Raw genomic sequence first — 20,091 nt, forward strand, 5'->3', positions numbered from 1 at the left:
TCATGGTTCGATCAGCCCTTGAGCGCGCCGGAGGTGAGTCCGCGAGCGAACGAGCGCTGGAACAGGAGGAACACGATCACCGAGGGGGCGAGCGCGAGCAGCGATGCCGCCATCACCACGCCGGGGGTGACCTCCGGTTCGATGCGCAGAGTGCGCAGCGCCAGCGGCAGCGTGTACGTGTCGCTCGAGGTCGAGACGAGCAGCGGCAGCAGGTACTGGTCCCAGATCATCGTGAATCCGAAGACCCCGATGACGCCGATGGCCGGCTTGCACAGCGGCACGATGATCTGTGCGAACACGCGCAGCTCGCTGGCACCGTCGATGCGCGCGGCCTCCTCGAGCTCGAGGGGCACGTCCTTCATGAACTCGGTCATCACCAGGATCGAGAACGCCCAGGCGCCGATCGGCACGATCATGCCCGCGAGGGTGCCCATCAGGTTGATGTGCAGGAAGGGGATGTCGGCCAACAGGATCGACAGCGGCAGCGCGAGGATCTCATCGGGCAGCATCATCGTCGCGAGGATCGCGACCAGCGCCAGCGCCGAGAAGCGGAACTTCTTGCGGGCGAGGGCGTAACCGGCGAGGACCGAGACGATCACCTGCAGGAGCAGGCCGAAGCCGACGACGAAGAACGAGTTCATGAGGTAGCCGAGCACGCCGAAGTCGAACGCGACGGAGAAGTTCTCCAGCGTCGGCCGGTTCGGAATGATGCTGAGCTCTGTCGGGTCGGTCACCTCGCTGAAGGCGCCGGAGAGCAGCGCGAGCAGGGGGCCGGCGAACAGTGCGACGACGACCGCGTACAGCAGCACCTTCACGCCGATACCGACGATGGTGCGGCTCTCGGTGAGTCCGAGAGCGGTATCCGTTCCGGCGGTCATGCGTCCTTCTTCCTTCGCAGCATCAGCTGCACCGCGAGGGTCAGCACCAGCGTCGCGAGGAACAGCAGCACGGCTCCCGCCGAACCGACGCCGAGCTTCTGCTGTTCCAGGCCGAGTTTGTAGAGGAGGGTCATCACGACCTCGGTGGCGCCGTTGGGGCCACCGTTGGTCATGAGGTACACCTCGGTGAACACCCGGAAGCCGCGGATGGCGGCGAGGATGAACAGGATCGAGAACACCGGGCGCAGGCCCGGAAGAGTGACGTGCAGGATGCGCTGCCAGCGGTTCGCACCGTCGACGGTCGCGGCCTCGTAGAGCCCTCGGTCGATGCCGGCGAGTCCCGCGAGGATGATCATCATGTCGTAGGGGCCGCCGCGCCAGATGCCCATCAGCATGATCGACCACATGGCCGAGTCCGGGCTGTTGATGTACTCACTGGGGGCGAGGCCGACGATCCCGATGATGGAGTTCAGGAACCCGTTGTCGGTCGGGTGGTACATGATTCGCCAGAGTTCGGCGATCACGGCCATCGGAACGACCACCGGGAGGAAGGCGGCGGAGCGGATGAAGGAGAGCTTGCGGGTCTGGCCCTCGAGGAGGAGTGCCAGCAGGAAGCCGAGCACCAGGCATCCGAGCGTCTGGCCGAATGCCAGGACGAGGGTGTTGACCGTCGCGTCTCGGAAGGCCGGATCGGAGAGGATCGTCTCGTAGTTCTTCAGCCCGACGAACTCGTTGCCGAGGTAAGGGCGGACGTTCTCGACCGACATGCCGATGGCCTGGACCATGGGGATGTAGCGGAAGACGAGGAACAGCAGCAGGGCGGGCATGAGGAAGGCCCACGGGACCCACCACTGTCCCTGTACGCGATGGCGGCCACGCCGCCGGGCGGGCGGCGGGGACACGCTGGTCCCCGCCGCCGACTTCGGAGCGTCTGCCGTGTTCACGGCGTCGGCTGTGTGGATTGTCACTGCTTGAGGATTCCCTGCGTCAGGAGCTCGGCCGTCAGCTTGCCGTCGAGCTTGGTGAGTTCTTCTTCGACGTCGAGGGAGCAGTCAGCGAGCAGGGCGTTGATGGTGTCAGCGCTCATCTGGCGTACCGGCGTCCAGCTCGGGATGGTCGGCGCGTAGTGGCCGCTCTCCTTGTAGGCGGTCGCGAACGTCTCCCAGCGGGGGTCGTCGCGGACCTCGCTGATGTCGACCTTCTCGTTGACCGGGAGCTGGATGGCGAAGGCATCCGTGCCCTCCATGCCGTAGGTCTGCGATTCTTCGCCGACGTACCAGTCGGCGAAAGCCGTCTGACCCTTCTCGTTCTCGGAGCCGGCCATCAGGTAGACCGTGCCGCCCTCAGCGAGCACCGAGGCGTCCTTCGGGCCCTCAGGCGCCGGGACCACGGTGTACTTGTCGGCGCCGAGCACCTTGTCGAAGCGCGGCATCATGTAGGGGCCGGTCACGTACATGCCCGCGACGCCGGACTCGAAGGCCTCGTTCGTCGGCGGGGTGTCCATGCTCGGGGCTCCCGGCTGGATGACGCCGGCCGTGCACTGCAGGTCGCGGAACCAGGTCGTCGCCTCGATCGCCTCGTCCGTGGTCATCGACGGCAGCCATTCGTCGCCGGAGCCGGTGATGAAGTCGCCGCCCGCGGCCCAGAGGAAGTTCGAGAAGTACCAGGAGGCGTAGCCGCGCTTGGTCGAACCGGGAACGGCGAGTCCGTAGGTGTCGGCCTGGCCGTTGCCGTCGGGGTCGTTCTTCGTGAACGCCTCGGCGACGGCGAGCATCTCGTCCCAGTCGGTCGGTGCCTCGAGTCCGAGGTTCGCCAACCAGTCGCTGCGGATCATGAGCGCGTTCGCCTGAGCGGAGTAGGGGATGCCGTAGGTCTTGCCGTCGATGGCCTTGCCGGCCTCGAGGGCCTGCGCTGTCATGTTCTTCGAGTTCTTGATGTCCTTGAGGTCGACCTCGCGGAGGATGCCCTGCGACTGCATCGTGCCGAGCTGGCTGACGTCGTTGAGCACGATGTCCGGCAGGTCCTTCTGGCCGGCGCGCTGGGCGAGCTTGATCTCGAAGTCATCGAAGATCGCGGTGACCTCGGCTTTGTAGCCGGTTGCCTCCATGAATGCTTCTACCTGTCGGATCGTCGCAGCCTCGCTGGGGCTGCCGGGGGTGGTGCGGGTCCAGACTTCGAGGACGGCCTCTTCGTCCTGCTTGACGCCCGAGCTGTCGCCTTCGGGGGCGGCTGCGCTGGAGCAGCCGGCGAGCGCAAGCGTGACGACGCCCAGGACTGCGGCTGCTTTCATCTTTGTGTGCATGGTTTCTCCAGGGTTTTGGCAAACGCTTGCCACTTTGCAAGACGTCGATGGCGAATCTAACCTAGGGATGCGAACACTGTCAATCATTGATCGGATGTTTCGCTTTCAATCGTGATGAAGTCGGGAGACGAAGTGGTCGACAGGGATGACAAGTTTCGGGTGCGTCTGGTGATGGAGGAGCGGCGTCGGGGGGATGTCTATCCCGCCGACGTGCTGGCCGATATCGACCGTATCGCGGACCTGGAGCGCCCGTTCCTCACGGCGCAGGAGCTCGCGGCCGATCCGGAGGCCCTGCGCGACACCGACGTGCTCCTCACCGGCTGGGGTGCGCCCGTCATCGATGCCGAACTGCTCGCTCGAGCACCGCGGTTGCGGGCAGTGCTGCACGGTGCGGGATCCGTGAAGCACCTGATCACGGATGACTTCTGGGCGCGCGGACTCTCGATCGTCTCCGCGGCCTCCGCCAACGCCGAGCCGGTCGCCGAGATGACCGCTGCGCAGATCGTCCTCGCGGCTCGCGGAGTGCCGGCATCCCGCCGCCGGTATCGTTCCGAGCGCACTCTCGCTGCAGCCCAGGCCGCCTCCGGTACCAGGGGGAGCGTCGTCGGCCTGGTCGCTCTGGGGGAGATCGGACGGCGAGTGGCGGAGCGGCTGCGCGGCTCGGGTCTCATCCTGCTCGCCGCTGACCCGTTCGCGGATGCGGCGGCTGCTGCCGAGCTGGGCGTCTCCCTCGTGTCGCTGGACGAGCTGTTCGACCGGGCCGACGTCGTGAGCCTGCACGCGCCTCTCCTCCCGGCGACGGAGGGGATGATCGACGCCCGCCTCCTGGAGCGGATGCCGGAGGGTGCCACGCTCATCAACACCGCGCGGGGTGGCCTGATCGCCGAGGCTGACCTGGTCGACGTGTTCCGCCGTCGGCCCGACCTGACCGCGCTGCTGGACGTCACCGCGCAGGAGCCGCCGGCGCCGGATTCGGCGCTCTGGGACCTGGAGAACGTCGAGCTGACGCCGCACGTGGCCGGCTCCATGGGCACTGATCGTGGAGCGATGGGGCAGCTCGTCGCCGAGGAGCTCGAACGCCTGGTCGGAGGCCGGCCGCTGCAGCACGCGATCGCGCGGAGCACCCTCGAGCGCATGGCCTGATTCGGAGGCGGAAGGGCGCGGGGTTCGGCGATTGGTCCGGCAACCGATTGCCACGATGGAGGGACGCGCCGGGTCCGGGTGGGCGACGCCGCTATGCTCGGTTCATGGATACGTCCGAGCCGACTCCGGAAAGCCCCTTCCGCGTTCGCGCGACACGGCCGGGCCGACACAGCGCTCCCACGCTGGAAGACGTCGCGCGCGTCGCCGGAGTGTCGCTGGCCACGGCATCCCGCGTCCTGAACGGCTCGGAGCGGAAAGTCGCCGAGTCGTTCCGGGAACGGGTCGAGCAGGCAGCCGAAGAACTCGGATACACAGCGAACGTGTCGGCGCAGGCCACCGCCCGCGGGACCTCGCCGGTCATCGCGCTGCTCGTCGCGGACATCGCCGACCCCTACTTCGGCCTGATCGCCTCGGGTGTCGCGCGCGGTGCCGACGAGCACGGCCTCGTCGTGACCATCGCGATCACGGAACGCGACCCCGCCAGGGAGAAGCGGATCGTGCGGGCGTTGCGTGGTCAGCGACCGCAGGGGCTCATCCTGGCGGCGTCGCGCACGCACGAGCCCATGGAGCAGGAGACCAGACAGGAGCTGGCGGAGTTCGCCCGGTTCGGTGGTCAGGTCGTCGCTCTCGGCGCAGGTGAGGCGGGGGAGCGCAGCGTCCAGATCGACAACGCCGCCGGTGCCGAGGCGCTCGGACGCCGGATGGCCGATCTCGGATACCGTTCGGCGGTGGCCCTGGCCGCCGCGGCGGGGGTGGACACCTCCGATGCGCGACTCGACGGATTCCGTCGCGGCTTCGGTGCAGGCGGCGGCGCGGTGCAGAAGGTCTACCGGGGCGACTTCCGGCGGGAATCGGGAACGGACACCATGGCGAAGGCGCTGGCAGACGGCATCGACCGCGGCACGCTCGTCTTCGCGATCAGCGACGTCGTCGCGATCGGGGCGATGACCGCCATCCGCGACGCCGGACGCGAGATCGGCGCGGACATCGCGGTCTGCGGTTTCGACGACGTGCCGTCGAGTCTTGACGTCACTCCGCCGCTCACGACGGTGCACGTCCCGCTGAGCGACGTCGGCTACCAGGCGTTCCGCGCGACGATCGATCCCGACTGGAAGCAGGGGCCGCTCCCGCTCGACGTCATCGTGCGCGCGAGCACGCCCGCGCTCGCGACCGGCGGCGCTGCGGAGAAGGAGCTCGGATGAAGGTCGTACTGGCACCGGACAGCTTCAAGGGCACGATCACCGCGGCGGATGCGGCGTCTGCGCTTGCTGAGGGCTGGGCGTCCGTCGATGCCGCCGCATCGTTCGTCTTCCGCCCGATGGCCGACGGCGGCGAAGGCACGGTCGCCGCGTTCGCAGCGGCCGTCGCAGGCGCGCAGCGCATGCCTCTCGTCGTGGACGGCCCCGCTGGCACACCGGTCGAGACCGCGTGGCTGCTGCTGCCCGCCTCTGCAGATGCCCCCGACGGAACCGCCGTCATCGACCTGGCCTCCACCTCGGGCATCGAACTGCTGGACGAGCTGCGACCGTGGGATGCCGATACGACCGGCTTCGGGCAGGCCGTCGTCGCGGCCCTCGACCACGGCGTCTCGCGCCTCGTGGTCGGCATCGGGTCGAGTGCGTCGACGGATGGCGGCACCGGTCTGCTCACCGCGCTCGGCGCCCGATTCCTCGATGCCGCCGGCGCGCCGGTCGTGTCGGGAGCGCGAGGACTCGCAGACATCGCCGACGTCGACCTCAGCGGGCTCCGGCCGGCGCCGGAGGTGCGGGTGCTCACCGACGTCACCAATCCGCTGACCGGCCCACGCGGCGCGGCAGCGGTGTTCGGACCGCAGAAGGGACTCGTCGAAGGCGACATCGCCGTCGTCGACGCCGGTCTGGAGCAGCTCGCCAGGCTGCTCGACATCGACGCGTCGTTCCCCGGTTCGGGAGCGGCCGGCGGTACCGGAGCGGCGCTCGTGGCCTGGGGCGCGACTCTCGCGCCGGGCTCTGCCGAGGTCGCACAGTTGATCGGCGTCGCGGAGGCTCTGGCCGGCGCGGACATCGTGATCACCGGCGAAGGGTCCTTCGACGGACAGTCCGGAGACGGCAAGGTTCCCTCGTTCGTCGCGGGCCTTGCCGAGGATGCCGGAGTGCGCGCGATGCTCGCCGCCGGTCGGATCACCGCGGATGCCGATACGACGCTGTTCGCGGCATCCGTTTCGCTCACCGACCTCGCCGGGTCGCCGGCGGCCGCCCTCGCGGAGCCCGCACGCTGGCTGCGCGAGGCCGGCGCTGCACTCGCCCGGGCCGCAGCATCCTGAGCTGAGCGTCACACGCGTTCGGGGATGGTTTCGACCGGTTCCAGGCCGTGGGAACCGGTGAAACCTCTCCCTGAACTGCGGTCAGGCGGCGTCGGGGGACGGTGTCAGCCGCCCAGAGCGGCCGACACGACGGCGCGGGCCTCTTCCTGCACCTCGGCGAGGTGCTCCGGGCCGAGCAGGCTCTCGGCATAGAGCTTGTAGACGTCTTCGGTGCCGGACGGACGGGCGGCGAACCATGCGTGTTCCGTCTGCACCTTCAGGCCGCCGATCGCCGCGCCGTTGCCGGGGGCGTGCGAGAGCTTCGCCGTGATCGGCTCGCCGGCGAGGGTCGTCGCGGAGATGCTCTCCGGTGCGAGCTTGCCGAGGGTCGCCTTCTGCTCCGGGGTCGCGGCCGCGTCAACTCGCTGGTAGGCGGATGCTCCGAACGCCTGCTCCAGCTCGGCATAGCGCTCCGACGGAGTCTTCCCGGTGACCGCGATGATCTCAGCGGCCAGAAGGCAGAGCAGGATGCCGTCCTTGTCGGTCGACCAGACCGAGCCGTCTTTGCGCAGGAACGATGCTCCGGCCGACTCCTCGCCGCCGAAGGCGACAGAGCCGTCGAGCAGCCCGGGCACGAACCACTTGAATCCGACCGGAACCTCGAGCAGACGCCGGCCGAGCGACTCGGCGACGCGGTCGATGATCATCGACGAGACCAGGGTCTTGCCGATCGCGGCATCCCGCGGCCACTCCGCACGGTGCGAGAACAGGTAGTCGATGGCGACCGCGAGGTAGTGGTTCGGGTTCATCAGCCCGGCATCCGGGGTGACGATGCCGTGCCGATCGGCGTCGGCGTCGTTGCCGGTCAGCACGTCGTAGTCGCCCTTCTTGGCGACGAGCGAGGCCATCGCCGAGGGCGACGACGGATCCATCCGGATCTTCTCGTCCCAGTCCAGCGTCATGAAACGCCACGTCGGGTCGACTTCGGGGTTCACCACGGTGAGGTCGAGTTCGTAGACCTCGGCGATGAGCGCCCAGTATTCGACGGATGCTCCGCCCAGCGGATCAGCCCCGATGCGGACGCCCGCCTTGCGGATCGCGTCGACGTCGATGATCGAGGCGAGATCGCGCACGTAGGCGTCGCGGAAGTCATAGGCGGGGAGCGCGTCCCAGTCGACGTCGGCGAAGCGCTCCCGCTTGACACCCTCGAGGCCGGTGGCGATCAGCTCGTTCGCGCGGTCGGCGATCCAGCTGGTGGCATCGGTATCGGCGGGGCCGCCGTGCGGGGGGTTGTACTTGAAGCCGCCGTCGCGGGGCGGGTTGTGGCTCGGCGTGACGACGATGCCATCGGCTCGGCCCGCAGCATCCGCCGCCAGATCGCGGTTGAAGGTGAGGATCGCGTGACTGAGCGCCGGGGTCGGCACATACGAGTCGCGGGAATCGACGCGGACGTCGATGCCGTTCGCGACCAGCACCTCGATCGCACTGCGCTCCGCCGGGAGAGACAGCGCGTGGGTGTCGCGGCCGAGGAACAGCGGACCACGGATGCCCTGACTGTCGCGGTAGTCGACGATGGCCTGCGTCGTCGCGAGGATGTGGTTCTCGTTGAAGCTGCCCGACAGCGAAGACCCGCGATGACCGCTGGTGCCGAATGCCACGCGCTCAGCGGCGACGTCGGGCTTCGGGATGCGGTCGTAATAGGCGGCGATCAGTTCGTCGACATCGATGAGGTCAGTTTCCTCCGCGGGGAGGCCGGCACGGCTCGTCATGCACTCAGTCTGCCCTCTGTGCGGCGGGACCGCATCCGCGATCCGGGCGGATTACGCACAGGGCGCCGAGGGCTAAGGTGAAACGCGTGACTGAACGCCGTACCTACAGCTACCTCGGCCCTGCCGGAACATTCACCGAGGCGGCGCTCGAGCAGGTCGCCGAAGCCCGCGGCCAGGACTGGCGCGCCGTGCACAACGCCGGTGAGGCGTTCGCCGATGTGCTGGAAGGTCGCAGTCATGCGGCGATGATCGCGATCGAGAACTCCGTCGAGGGCGGGGTGTCGACCACGCAGGATGCACTCGCGACGCTCCCGGGGCTCCGCATCATCGGCGAGTATCTGGTGAAGGTGAACTTCGTCCTCGTGGCGCCCCGAGGAACGACGCTCGACGACGTGCAGGTCATCGCGGCGCATCCCGTCGCCTACGCGCAGTGCCACGGATGGCTCGGCGAGCATCTTCCCGCGCACTCGCACGTCCCCGCTGCGAGCAACGTCGCCTCCGCCATCGGCATGCTCGACGGCACCCTGCCGGTGCAGGCCGCCATCGCCCCTCCGGGGATCGTGCGGCACTACGACGTCGACGTGCTGGCGACCGAGATCGGCGACAATGCCCAGGCCGTCACCCGTTTCGTGCTCGTCACCCGCACCGCGCGGCCGCCCGCGCCGACCGGGGCCGACAAGACATCCATGATCGTCGAGCTGCCGCACGACCATCCCGGTTCGCTGCTTGAGATGCTCGAGCAGTTCTCGACGCGGGGCATCAACCTCTCGCTCATCGAGTCGCGGCCGATCGGCGACGAGCTCGGACGCTACCGCTTCGTCATCGACGCCGACGGCCACATCGAACACGAGCGCATGGCGGACGCCGTGCTCGGCATCCGCCGGTTCAGCCCCCGTGTGGTGTTCCTCGGCTCGTACCCGCGTGCCGACCGGCAGATCGTTCAATACCCGGAGCGCTACGCCGACGACGTGTTCGTCGAGGCGCGGGATTGGCTGCGCGGCATCCTGAGCGGCGAGCCCGAGGAGTAGGCGCCCGCCACGCGCCTCAGATCGCGGCGGCGATGAGCTCCAGCGTCTGGGCGCGGCCGAACGGCTCGGCGAGAGGTTCCGCATCGAAGGCTCCGGCCACGGGCGAAAGCATGACCTCGTCGACGCCGAATCGCTCGGCGAAGGAACGGACCTCGGCGGCGACCGTCTCTCCGGTGCCGACGAACCAGCGAGACCGCGCGGCCTGCACGACCTGGTCGGTCGCGGCATCCGTCTCCGCCGCCAGCGCCTGCTCGACCGTGTCGAGCGCCGTGAGCGGCTTGTTCAGACGCAGCCGGGCCATCATCCGCAACTGCGGGAGGGCGCGGGCCTCCGCCTCCTCCGAGGTGGGAGCGGCGACGGCGTTGACAGTGAGGAACGTGCGAGGCTCCGCGAGCGCCTCGGAAGGCCGGAACCCGGAGCGGTACAGGTCGAGCGCACGTTCGAGCCCCTCTCCGGAGAAGTGGTTCGCGAACACGTACGGCAGTCCCTGCGCGGCGGCGAGCTGTGCCGAGTAGTCGCTGGATCCGAGCAGCCACACCTCTGGCACGCCGGTGGCTGCGGGTGTCGCGTGCACCGTGTATTCGCCGCCGGAGGTGAAACGCACGGTGGCGCCATCGTCGGAGAGCAGCAGCGAGATGTCCTGCACGTGGCGCGGGAACTGTTCGACGTCGCTGGTGGTGCCGGCCGTGCGCAGCAACTGGGTGATCACGGGGTCGCTGCCCGGCGCGCGGCCGATGCCGAGGTCGATCCGCCCCGGGGCGATCGCCTCGAGGGCGGCGAACTGCTCGGCGACGATGAGCGGGGCATGGTTGGGGAGCATGACGCCGCCCGAGCCGAGTCGGATGCGGCGGGTGCGACCGGATGCCGCGGCGATCAGCACCGGCGGAGACGTCGACGCGACCGCCGGCATGTTGTGGTGCTCGGCGAACCAGTACCGGCGGTAGCCGAGCTGATCCGCGTGTTCGGCGAGGGCCAGTGATGCGGCCACCGCCTCTGCACTGGTCTGTCCGGTGCGTACCGGAACGAGGTCTAGGACGGAGAGGGCGGTGGCAGTCATCCTCCTCCCTAACCTCGCGGGGCGGCGGGGCATTCCCTCGCGGCGGCAGGCGGATGCGCGCGCGCCAAGGGCTTGACCCGCCCGCCTCGCAGGGGTAATCCGGAGGGGAGGACGGAGGCGGCGACGGTGTGGTTCGCAGATCGAACGCAGGCGGGGCGGATGCTCGCTGAGCGGTTGGCGGAGCATCCGCTCACCGACCCTGTCGTGCTGGGATTGCCGCGCGGTGGTGTCCCGGTCGCGGTGGAGATCGCACGGGTGCTCGATGCGCCGCTGGATGTTCTCGTCGTCCGCAAGCTCGGCTTCCCCGGTCATGAGGAGTTCGCGATGGGGGCTGTGGGCGAGGACGGGGCGAGAGTGCTCGATCAACGGGTGGCCGCCGGCGTCGCGCCTCGCGATCTCGAGCAGATCGAGACCAGGGAGACGATGGAGATCGGGCAGCGCGTCGCCCGGTTCCGCGACAGGCGGCCGGCCGTCGATCTGCGCGGACGCACCGCGATCATCGTCGACGACGGTGTCGCGACCGGGGCGACCGCCAGGGCGGCCTGCGCGATCGCGCGGGCGAGGGGCGCCGCCGTCATCGTGCTCGCGGTGCCGGTCGCTGCTCCCGACTCGCTCGCCGAACTCGCGGATGCGGCGGACGAGATCGTGTGCCTGTACGCCCCCGCCGGATTCATGGCGGTGGGCATGCACTACGTGGACTTCCGCCAGGTCGAGGACACCGAGGTCGTCCGGCTGCTCCGCGCGGAGTGACGCATCGGGCGCAAAGGGCCATCCCGCTACGCTTCGACCATGGATGCCGGGATCTTCTTCGTTCTCACAGGCGCACTCATCGTCGCCGCCATCGCGCGCTGGCGCGGGTGGCCGGCGCCGCTGCTGGTCACGGTCGTCGCGCTCGCCGTGTCGTTCGTGCCGTTCGTGCCGAACCTCGAGATCGACGGTCATCTGCTGCTGACCCTCGTGCTGCCGCCGCTGCTGTACTCGGCCGCTCTCGACGTCTCCTTCATCAGCTTCGCGCGCAGTCTGCCCCAGATCCGTCGTCTGGGCATCGGGCTGGTGCTGGTGACGACGCTGGTGGTCGGGCTCATCGCCTGGTGGATCCTCCCCTCGCTGACCCTGCCCGGCGCGCTGCTCCTCGGAGCGATCGTCGCGCCGCCCGATGCCGTCTCCGCCGCCGCGATCGGCCGCAAGCTCGGGCTGCCCCGACGCGTGATGACCGTGTTGTCGGGAGAGAGCCTCATCAACGACGCGACCTCGCTGACGCTGTACCGGGTGTTCGCGTCGATCGTGCTCGGCGCCACGGTCAGCGTCTGGGGAGGCATCGGCCAATTCGCGCTCGCCGTCGTGTTCGGCGTGGGTATCGGCCTGGTCTTCGGCATCGTCATCCACCAGCTGCGCCTGCGGATCGCGGATCCCGTCGTCATCGGCACCTTCGGCCTGCTCGTGCCGTTCGGCGCCTATGCGATCGCCGAGCACGTCGGGGGATCAGGTGTGCTCGCAGTCGTCGCGATGGGCCTGTTCGTCGGCTTCAACTCGCCGAGCACCAGCTACACGACGAGGCAGCAAGAGGCGCCGCTGTGGCTCTCCGCCGACTTCCTGCTGGAGAGCTTCGTATTCGCCTACATCGGCTTGCAGTTCCCTCGAGTGATCAGCGACCTCGGTGACGAATCCGTCGTTCATGTGATGCTGCTGTCCGGGGCCGTGCTGCTCGCCGTCCTGCTGGTGCGCCCCGCGTTCGTGTATCCCGCGAATGCGTGGGGTCGCTTCCAACAGCAGGTGCGGCTGCGTCGCTTCGACCGACGGGTGCAGTCGGGGCGAGTCCAGGCGCGGTTGGCGCGCGGGAAGCATCCGCGAAAGCCGCAGATGTCCGTGGAGCAGCTGCGCGGGCGGATGATCGCGCCCGCCCTGACCTGGAAGGACAACGCCGTCATCTCGTGGGCCGGGATGCGCGGGGTCGTCACTCTCGCGACGGCTCTCGCCGCCGCGGATCTGGCTGACCTGGACAGAGGCGCAGGTCATGCGATCGTCGTCGTCGCGTATGTCGTCACCCTCGGCACTCTGCTGTTGCAGGGCTTGACGCTGCCGTGGCTCATCCGTGTTCTCGGGGTGGTGGCCGATTCGGAGCACGAGGAGGACCGACGCCAGCTCGCCGCAGTCCGTGCGCGCAGCAAGGAGGCGGGTAAGGAGTATCTCGAACAGCGCCGTTCCGAGTGGATCGCGGAGCACGGCAAAGGCAGCACGGCAAAGTTCGACGCCTTCGAGACGCGCCTGCTGAAGATGGAGACGGATGCTGATCGCGCACAGGCGAGCACAGACGGTTCGGGTCCTGCGCATCCGACCTACGCCGAGCTCGAGGAGCTGTCGCGAGGGTGGCTGCAGGTGCGGCGCGAGGTGCTGCGGCAGGAGCGCGACGCCGGGAAGCTGAACGAGGAGGTGATGCGCGAGCTGATCGCGGCGATGGATGCCGAGGAGCTCGCGCTCGACACTCGGGGTGCGCTGCGGTTGCCCGGGCGGGCGTAGGGGCGCATCCGCCTCCATAACTCCGGAGATTCGCGGGGCCGGACGTACGGTGCCCGCGTGATCTCGGGAGATCGGATGCCGGCCGGAGTTGAATCTCCGGAGTTGTGGAGCCGGTATCGGCGGAACCTCCGTTCATAACTCAGGAGATATGCGGCGCCCGGTTGGCGGCGCCCGCGTGATTCCAGGGAGTCGGATGCCGGCGGGCCGCGTTCTTCCTGAATTGTGAACGGCAGGCCGTCGGAGCCTCCGTCACCCGGATGCCGAAAGCGCCCCGTCCCGCAGGGGACGAGGCGCTCTCGAGGGGTGACGCGGCGGGTCAGCGGGCCCCGACCGGCTCCGGATCCTTGTCACTGACGGCATCCGTCTCCGGCACGCCGTCGGAGTCGTCCGAGTCGCCGGAGTCGTCCGCGAACGGAAGGCCCTCGCGCGGAGCGTTGTAGAGTTCCTCGTCGAGGATGCCCTCGCGCTTGGCGACGATGGTCGGGACGAGCGCCTGGCCGGCGACGTTGACCGCGGTGCGGCCCATGTCGAGGATCGGGTCGATCGCGAGCAGCAGACCGACGCCCTCGAGCGGCAGGCCGAGTGTCGACAGCGTGAGCGTCAGCATCACGGTCGCGCCGGTGGTGCCGGCTGTTGCCGCCGAGCCGACGACCGAGACGAGGACGATCAGCAGGTACTGCACGATGTTCAGCTCGATGCCGAAGAACTGCGCGACGAAGATCGCGGCGATGGCCGGGTAGATCGCGGCGCATCCGTCCATCTTCGTCGTCGCGCCGAACGGCACGGCGAACGATGCGTAAGAGCGGGGCACGCCGAGGTTGCGTTCGGTGACGCGCTCGGTGAGGGGCAGCGTGCCGATCGAGGAGCGGCTGACGAACGCCAGCTGCACGGCGGGCCAGACACCCGAGAAGTACTGCTTGATCGAGAGGCCGTGCGCCTTCACGATGGCCGGGTAGACCACGAAGAGCACCAGCGCGAGGCCGATGTAGATCGCGGCGGCGAACCAGGCGAGCGAGGTGAGCTTGTCCCAGCCGTACTCGACAACGGCCGCGCCGATGAGGCCGAAGGTGCCGAGCGGGGCGATGCGGATGATCCACCACAGCACGCGCTGGATGACCTTCAGCAGCGACTCGGTGAAGACGAGGAACGGCTCGGCCTTCTTGCCGGCCTTGAGTGCGGCGATGCCGACCACGGTCGCGACGACGATGACCTGCAGGATGTTGAAGCCGACGCTGGACGTGACGGCGCCCGCCTCGGGGTTGAAGGAGCTGTTCACGCTGAGGCCGAGGAAGTTCTGCGGGATGAGCCCGAGCAGGAAGTTCCACCAGGTGCCGACCGTGTACGGGTCGCCGGGCTCGAGGCCTGCACCCGCACGGGATCCGGGCTGGATGACCAGACCGAGCACGATGCCGATGGTGACGGCGATGAACGCGGTGATCGCGAACCACAGCAGCGTCTGCCCGGCGAGGCGGGCGGCGTTCTGCACCCGACGCAGGTTCGAGATGCTGGCGACGATGGCGGTGAAGATCAGCGGGACCACGGCGGCGCGGAGCAGCGTGACGTAGGAGCCGCCGATCGTGTCGAGCGTGGCGGAGAGTCCGTTCGGAGCCTCAGCGGTGGCGCCGAGCTGGCGGGCCAGCAGGCCGGCGGCGATGCCGAGAACGAGGGCGGCCAGGATCTGGAAGCCGAACGAGGTCAGCAGCTTCCGGACGGGTCCGCGGGTATCTGGCGCTTTCTGGGCGCGGGCGGTGGTGCTCATGAGACTCCAAGTCGTTGCGCGCCGGTTGCGCGCCATGGGAGACAACGCTAGGAGCACCCATTCATTCCGAGGGTCGAAATGACGAAGGATGACGGATGCTGTGCGCATCCGTCATCCTTCGGTGATTGCTGCCGGAGATTACTTACCGGACTTCTCGGCGCACTCCTGGATGTTCTCGGAGATGAGCTTGGTGGTGAGGTCGCGGTCAGCGATGTCCTTCTGCTTGTCCTCGCCGTTGGCGATGTAGTTGAGGGTCTCGTCGCTGAGCTTCGAGTCGACGAGGACCTCGGCCAGGCATGTGGCGACGTCCTTGGTGACCACGTCTTCCTGGCCCTGCTCGACGAAGACCTGGTGAATGCCTTCGGCGACCTTGTCGACCGAGGGGCGTGCGGGGCCGGCGCAGGCGGCGAGGGAGAACGCCACGGCCGCGATGGGCAGGGCGAGAAGAAGGCGGGTGCGCAGTTTCCGGTCGATGTTCATGAGTTCAGGGTATCGGCTCACAGTGAATTGATAGGGGTGGCCGAGTGGGGAGAATTGCCCATGTATTCGCGGCGTCCGTCTGTCACGATGGCCTCATGTTCATGGTGACGACGAATGACATCCCCGGCTATCGGATCACCCAGGTGCTCGGCGAGGTGATGGGTCTGACGGTGCGGTCCACCGATTTCGGCCAGAGCTTCACCGGAGCGTTCCGCTCTCTCGGCGGCGGCGAGATCCCCGAGTACACGAAGGTGATGTACGAGAGCCGTCAGGAAGTGATGGCGCGGATGTGGGGCGAGGCGCAGCAGCGCGGCGCGAACGCGATCATCGCGATGCGATTCGACACCGGCTCGATCGGCAACTTCAGCGAAGTCTGCGCATACGGGACCGCGGTCGTCGTCGAGCCGGTGGGTGCGGCGGCCACGCCCGCATGAGTTCCCGGGCCGGCGGCCCGTCGACCCGTGGATAGGATGATCGCACACCGGATCTCGCGGTGCCTCATGCGCTCCGACCGAAGGATCCCGGTGACCGATAACCACGCTGCCCAGCCCACCCGCCGCACGGTTCTCGCCGTGGCCGCATGGTCGGCCCCGGTGATCGCCACCGCCCTCGCGGTTCCGCTCAGCGCCGCGAGCACTGTCGGAGCCATCGACGCGGCCGGCGTGGAGCTCGTCTTCACCGGGCCGGAGTTCAGCTCCGAGTTCCGGCTCAGCGGGCAGCTGTCCTTCCCGCAGGCGCCCGCCGCTGCGACGATCGTGTCCGCGACGGTCACGTGGCAGGGCACGGGGTCGAACTCCGGCGCTCAGGGGCTCTATCTCTACAAGGGCAATATCGCCGGCGGTGACGCAGGGATCGTCGGGTGGGCGACGGTGCAGGGTGCGGCCGACGACCAGCTCCACCCCACCTTCGTGTTCCAGGCTTCGCTGGGCACCGGTGAGACGCAGCTGCCGGTGGTATCGAGCTACGACGGCTCCACGCTGAACCCGATCATGTACGGGGCCGAGACGCCGAGTGGCGGCACCTCTTTCTGGGACGGCGTCATCACCATTCGGTTCTCCGCGCCTGGGTACGCGGATGCCGTGCTCACCGCCCCTTACGTGCAGTAGCCGCGGCGCCGATCAGCGAGCCAGCACCAGCAGCTCGCCGACCTCGCATCCGAGCGCATCGCAGATCGCGCGCAGCGTCGAATACCTGATCGCGCGAGCCCTGTCGTTCTTCAGCACCGACAGGTTCACGATGCTCACCCCGACTCGAGCGCTCAGCTCGGTCAGCGTCATCCCCCGTTCGGCGAGCAGCTCATCGAGTCGGCAGTGGATGCCGGTGTCCTCCTCGTCCTGAGGCGCGGGATTCATACCAGTCCCTCGGTCTCGCGCCGCAGCCGGTCGCCGACGACGAAGACCGTGCCGATGATCGCGAGGGCGAAGGCGGCAAGGAGAAAGGGGAACGGCTGCACGGACATGACGGCGGTGTCGAACGCGCCGTCTGTGACCTGAGAGATGGCGGCATTGGCCAGCACGTTGTCGCAGAAGCGAGACGCGGCTGATCCGACCAGGCCGAGGATTCCGCCACCCATTACGAGACCGGTGTTGACGCGGCTGAACACGACGCCGCGGAGGAGATTACGGCTGAGTGCGATCAGGCACACCACCACGCCGACGATGGTGAGCGCGAAGGCGATCTGACCGAGGACGCCGAAAACGACGCCCGTTGGCATGAGGTCGGTCACAGTGACGACCGCACGGTCGAGCAGGACGGGCAGCGTCTCGCCGTCGGCCGTCGCCTCTGCGGGGACGTCGATGAACTCGGCGAGCACCTGGACGGATCCGCCGGACGAGAGTTCGGCGATGCGAACGATCGCCATGCAGACCGACGTCACGGCGATCCCGATGCCCAGGATGGTGAACAGGGCGAGCGCGACGGTGTCGCCGGTGCTCAGTACGCGCTGCTGGTTCTTCATCTCAACTCCTTATCGAATATCGTTGTTATCGATTCCCGTTAACGTAACGACAATCGATATGGGTGTCAACCCCGCCTGACGAACGCCGAGCGCTATGCCGACGGCGAACACGGGCATACCGGCATCCGCCGCTGGTTACTCTCGATGTACAAGCGCTACACGCGTCTTCGCCCCGTGCGAATAAGGAGTCACAGCATGTTCGAGAGATTCACGGACCGAGCCCGTCGAGTGGTCGTCCTCGCCCAAGAAGAGGCGAAGATGCTCAACCACAACTACATCGGCACCGAGCACATCCTGCTCGGCCTCATCCACGAGGGTGAGGGTGTCGCAGCCAAGGCGCTCGAAAGCCTCGGCATCTCCCTCGACGCCGTGCGCGAGCAGGTGCAGGACATCATCGGTCAGGGCCAGCAGCAGCCCACCGGTCACATCCCCTTCACCCCGCGCGCCAAGAAGGTGCTCGAGCTGAGCCTCCGCGAGGCCCTCCAGCTCGGCCACAACTACATCGGCACCGAGCACATCCTCCTCGGCCTCATCCGCGAGGGTGAGGGCGTCGCCGCTCAGGTGCTCGTCAAGCTCGGCGCCGACCTGAACAAGGTGCGCCAGCAGGTCATCCAGCTGCTCTCCGGCGCTCCCGGCCGCGAGCCGGCCAGCGTCGGAGCCACCACCGGCGACCAGCAGCAGGGCCCCCAGGGCGGATCCGCGGTGCTCGACCAGTTCGGCCGCAACCTCACCCAGGCCGCGCGCGACAACAAGCTCGACCCGGTGATCGGGCGCGAGAAGGAGATCGAGCGGGTCATGCAGATCCTCTCCCGCCGCTCCAAGAACAACCCCGTCCTGATCGGCGAGCCCGGCGTCGGCAAGACCGCCGTCGTCGAGGGCCTCGCTCAGGCGATCGTCAAGGGCGATGTGCCCGAGACGCTGAAGGACAAGCAGGTCTACTCGCTCGACCTCGGCTCGCTCATCGCCGGTTCCCGCTACCGCGGTGACTTCGAGGAGCGCCTGAAGAAGGTCACCAAGGAGATCCGCACCCGCGGCGACATCATCGTCTTCATCGACGAGATCCACACCCTCGTGGGTGCGGGTGCCGCCGAGGGCGCGATCGATGCGGCCAGCATCCTGAAGCCTCTCCTCGCCCGCGGTGAACTGCAGACGATCGGTGCGACCACCCTCGACGAGTACCGCAAGCACTTCGAGAAGGATGCTGCGCTCGAGCGCCGCTTCCAGTCGATCCAGGTCGCCGAGCCGAGCCTCGCGCACACGATCAACATCCTCAAGGGCCTGCGCGATCGCTACGAAGCGCACCACAAGGTGCAGATCACCGACGGCGCCATCGTCGCGGCATCCAACCTCGCCGACCGCTACGTCAGCGACCGCTTCCTCCCGGACAAGGCCATCGACCTGATCGACGAGGCCGGCGCCCGCCTGCGTCTGTCGATCCTGTCCAGCCCGCCCGAGCTGCGCGAGTTCGACGAGAAGATCGCCGCCGTGCGTGAGCAGAAGGAGATCGCCTCCGAGGAGCAGGACTTCGAGAAGGCCGCCTCCCTCCGCGACGAGGAGAAGAGCCTCCTCGCCGAGCGTCTGCGCCTCGAGAAGCAGTGGCGTTCCGGCGACATCGCGACTGCAGCGGTCGTCGATGAGGGCCTGATCGCCGAGGTGCTCGCACAGGCCACCGGCATCCCCGTGTTCAAGCTGACGGAAGAGGAGTCCAGCCGACTCGTCTTCATGGAGAAGGCCCTGCACCAGCGGGTCATCGGCCAGGAAGAGGCGATCGCCGCTCTCTCCAAGACCATCCGTCGTCAGCGCGCCGGCCTCAAGGACCCGAAGCGTCCGTCCGGTTCGTTCATCTTCGCCGGTCCCACCGGCGTCGGAAAGACCGAGCTGGCCAAGGCGCTCGCCGAGTTCCTCTTCGACGACGAGGCAGCTCTCATCTCGCTCGACATGAGCGAGTTCGGCGAGAAGCACACCGTCTCGCGTCTGTTCGGTGCCCCTCCCGGATTCGTCGGATTCGAAGAGGGCGGCCAGCTCACCGAGAAGGTGCGCCGCAAGCCGTTCAGTGTCGTGCTCTTCGACGAGATCGAGAAGGCGCACCCGGACATCTTCAACTCGCTGCTGCAGATCCTCGAAGAGGGTCGCCTCACCGACGGTCAGGGTCGAGTGATCGACTTCAAGAACACCGTGATCATCATGACCACCAACCTCGGTGCGCGTGACATCGCCGGTGGACCTGTCGGCTTCCAGCTCGAGGGCAGCAGCTCGACGACCTACGAGCGGATGAAGGGCAAGGTCAACGAGGAGCTCAAGCGCAACTTCAAGCCCGAGTTCCTGAACCGTGTCGATGACATCATCGTGTTCCCGCAGCTGTCGAAGCCCGAGCTGGTGCAGATCGTCGATCTGTTCACCAAGCGCCTCGGCGAGCGTCTGCTCGATCGCGATATGACCATCGAGCTGTCGCAGTCCGCGAAGGAACGTCTCATCGAGATCGGGTTCGACCCGGCCCTCGGTGCCCGTCCGCTGCGTCGCGCGATGCAGCACGAGGTCGAAGACCGCCTGTCGGAGAAGATCCTGCACGGCGAGCTCAACGCGGGCGACCACGTCAAGGTGGATGCGAAGGACGGTGAGTTCCTCTTCGAGCACGGTCCGCGCGGCGAGCGGGTCGCGGTCGGCGTGAACACCGGCGGCGCGATCGCGGGCACTCCCGACCTGGCGGTCGCCAGCGGGGAGTAACACCTCACGAACGAAGGGGCGGATGCGAACAGCATCCGCCCCTTCGTCGTTCCCGCGTCCGTTCGCCGTTCGGAATGAGCGCGGTTGCGGAATCCGCCGGCACTGCCGACACGGTGTCGCGGCGGCGGGCGAAGGATTCGTCCGGTGGTCGAAGGCAGCGCCTCCGGGCAGCGGCTAGCATCGCCAGAGACTTCAG

General features: G+C 68.1%; 18 protein-coding genes. 9 read left to right on the forward strand and 9 right to left on the reverse strand.

Annotated features, from left to right (window positions below; genetic code table 11):
• Nucleotides 1–11: 11 nt before the first annotated feature.
• Genes LTA6_RS09045 through LTA6_RS09055 form a run of 3 tightly spaced genes read right to left on the reverse strand, consistent with a single transcriptional unit; the run spans nt 12 to nt 3,168 of the window.
• The gene (locus LTA6_RS09045) at nt 12–878 is read right to left on the reverse strand and encodes a carbohydrate ABC transporter permease (RefSeq protein WP_341977639.1); all 867 of its coding nucleotides are present in this window, start codon (nt 876–878) and stop codon (nt 12–14) included.
• Complete coding sequence (locus LTA6_RS09050; RefSeq protein ID WP_341977641.1) at nt 875–1,846, reverse strand: sugar ABC transporter permease; 972 nt, start codon at nt 1,844–1,846, stop codon at nt 875–877. Before LTA6_RS09050 ends, LTA6_RS09045 begins: the two co-directional genes overlap by 4 nt.
• Nucleotides 1,843–3,168 carry a hypothetical protein gene (locus LTA6_RS09055; RefSeq protein ID WP_407359223.1) on the reverse strand — a complete coding sequence of 442 codons (1,326 nt, stop codon included), beginning with the start codon at nt 3,166–3,168 and terminating at the stop codon, nt 1,843–1,845. The genes LTA6_RS09050 and LTA6_RS09055 overlap by 4 nt, the downstream gene beginning before the upstream one ends.
• Nucleotides 3,169–3,294: 126 nt before the next feature.
• Between LTA6_RS09055 and LTA6_RS09060 the strand changes: the two genes are divergently transcribed.
• The 3 genes from LTA6_RS09060 (at nt 3,295) to LTA6_RS09070 (ending at nt 6,625) form a co-directional block, all read left to right on the forward strand.
• On the forward strand, nt 3,295–4,323 hold the full coding sequence (locus LTA6_RS09060; protein WP_341978323.1) for a hydroxyacid dehydrogenase: 1,029 nt from the start codon (nt 3,295–3,297) through the stop codon (nt 4,321–4,323).
• Between the two features lie 104 nt (nt 4,324–4,427).
• On the forward strand, nt 4,428–5,525 hold the full coding sequence (locus tag LTA6_RS09065) for a LacI family DNA-binding transcriptional regulator (RefSeq protein WP_341977645.1): 1,098 nt from the start codon (nt 4,428–4,430) through the stop codon (nt 5,523–5,525).
• Nucleotides 5,522–6,625: a glycerate kinase gene (locus LTA6_RS09070; protein ID WP_341977647.1), complete on the forward strand. Its 1,104-nt coding sequence runs from the start codon at nt 5,522–5,524 to the stop codon at nt 6,623–6,625. The genes LTA6_RS09065 and LTA6_RS09070 overlap by 4 nt, the downstream gene beginning before the upstream one ends.
• Nucleotides 6,626–6,729: 104 nt before the next feature.
• Here LTA6_RS09070 and pgm read toward each other — a convergent pair whose 3' ends face one another.
• The gene (gene pgm / locus LTA6_RS09075) at nt 6,730–8,373 is read right to left on the reverse strand and encodes a phosphoglucomutase (alpha-D-glucose-1,6-bisphosphate-dependent) (RefSeq protein ID WP_341977649.1); all 1,644 of its coding nucleotides are present in this window, start codon (nt 8,371–8,373) and stop codon (nt 6,730–6,732) included.
• A gap of 77 nt (nt 8,374–8,450) precedes the next feature.
• Here pgm and pheA point away from each other — a divergent pair, with 77 nt between their 5' ends.
• Entirely contained in the window at nt 8,451–9,401 is a 951-nt protein-coding gene (gene pheA, locus LTA6_RS09080; RefSeq protein WP_341977651.1) for a prephenate dehydratase, read from the forward strand.
• Between the two features lie 16 nt (nt 9,402–9,417).
• On the opposite strand, the gene LTA6_RS09085 is transcribed toward pheA, so the two are convergent.
• A complete protein-coding gene (locus LTA6_RS09085) occupies nt 9,418–10,458 on the reverse strand; it encodes an LLM class flavin-dependent oxidoreductase (RefSeq protein WP_341977653.1) in 1,041 nt (346 codons plus the stop codon).
• A gap of 126 nt (nt 10,459–10,584) precedes the next feature.
• Here LTA6_RS09085 and LTA6_RS09090 point away from each other — a divergent pair, with 126 nt between their 5' ends.
• Both LTA6_RS09090 and LTA6_RS09095 read left to right on the forward strand, forming a co-directional pair.
• Nucleotides 10,585–11,208 carry a phosphoribosyltransferase family protein gene (locus LTA6_RS09090; RefSeq protein WP_341977655.1) on the forward strand — a complete coding sequence of 208 codons (624 nt, stop codon included), beginning with the start codon at nt 10,585–10,587 and terminating at the stop codon, nt 11,206–11,208.
• Between the two features lie 39 nt (nt 11,209–11,247).
• Entirely contained in the window at nt 11,248–12,975 is a 1,728-nt protein-coding gene (locus LTA6_RS09095; RefSeq protein WP_341977657.1) for a sodium:proton antiporter, read from the forward strand.
• A gap of 316 nt (nt 12,976–13,291) precedes the next feature.
• Here the strand turns inward: LTA6_RS09095 and LTA6_RS09100 are convergent, their stop codons facing one another.
• Nucleotides 13,292–14,734 (reverse strand): dicarboxylate/amino acid:cation symporter, encoded by a 1,443-nt coding sequence (locus tag LTA6_RS09100; RefSeq protein ID WP_341977659.1) that lies wholly within the window; start codon nt 14,732–14,734, stop codon nt 13,292–13,294.
• A 138-nt stretch (nt 14,735–14,872) separates the two neighbouring features.
• Nucleotides 14,873–15,214: a hypothetical protein gene (locus LTA6_RS09105; RefSeq protein ID WP_341977661.1), complete on the reverse strand. Its 342-nt coding sequence runs from the start codon at nt 15,212–15,214 to the stop codon at nt 14,873–14,875.
• Nucleotides 15,215–15,309: 95 nt separating this feature from the next.
• On the opposite strand from LTA6_RS09105, the gene LTA6_RS09110 reads away from it, so the two are divergent.
• A complete protein-coding gene (locus LTA6_RS09110) occupies nt 15,310–15,648 on the forward strand; it encodes a YbjQ family protein (RefSeq protein WP_363548879.1) in 339 nt (112 codons plus the stop codon).
• A 90-nt stretch (nt 15,649–15,738) separates the two neighbouring features.
• Nucleotides 15,739–16,320, forward strand: a complete 582-nt coding sequence (locus LTA6_RS09115) for a hypothetical protein (RefSeq protein WP_341977665.1) — start codon at nt 15,739–15,741, stop codon at nt 16,318–16,320.
• Nucleotides 16,321–16,332: 12 nt separating this feature from the next.
• On the opposite strand, the gene LTA6_RS09120 is transcribed toward LTA6_RS09115, so the two are convergent.
• Both LTA6_RS09120 and LTA6_RS09125 read right to left on the reverse strand, forming a co-directional pair.
• Entirely contained in the window at nt 16,333–16,566 is a 234-nt protein-coding gene (locus LTA6_RS09120; protein ID WP_341977667.1) for a helix-turn-helix transcriptional regulator, read from the reverse strand.
• Nucleotides 16,563–17,171, reverse strand: a complete 609-nt coding sequence (locus tag LTA6_RS09125) for a hypothetical protein (RefSeq protein ID WP_341977669.1) — start codon at nt 17,169–17,171, stop codon at nt 16,563–16,565. Before LTA6_RS09125 ends, LTA6_RS09120 begins: the two co-directional genes overlap by 4 nt.
• Nucleotides 17,172–17,366: 195 nt before the next feature.
• On the opposite strand from LTA6_RS09125, the gene LTA6_RS09130 reads away from it, so the two are divergent.
• Nucleotides 17,367–19,895 carry an ATP-dependent Clp protease ATP-binding subunit gene (locus LTA6_RS09130; protein WP_341977671.1) on the forward strand — a complete coding sequence of 843 codons (2,529 nt, stop codon included), beginning with the start codon at nt 17,367–17,369 and terminating at the stop codon, nt 19,893–19,895.
• Nucleotides 19,896–20,091: the final 196 nt, after the last annotated feature.

It is taken from the genome of Microbacterium sp. LTA6 (genome assembly GCF_045690355.1).
Lineage (GTDB): Bacteria > Actinomycetota > Actinomycetes > Actinomycetales > Microbacteriaceae > Microbacterium.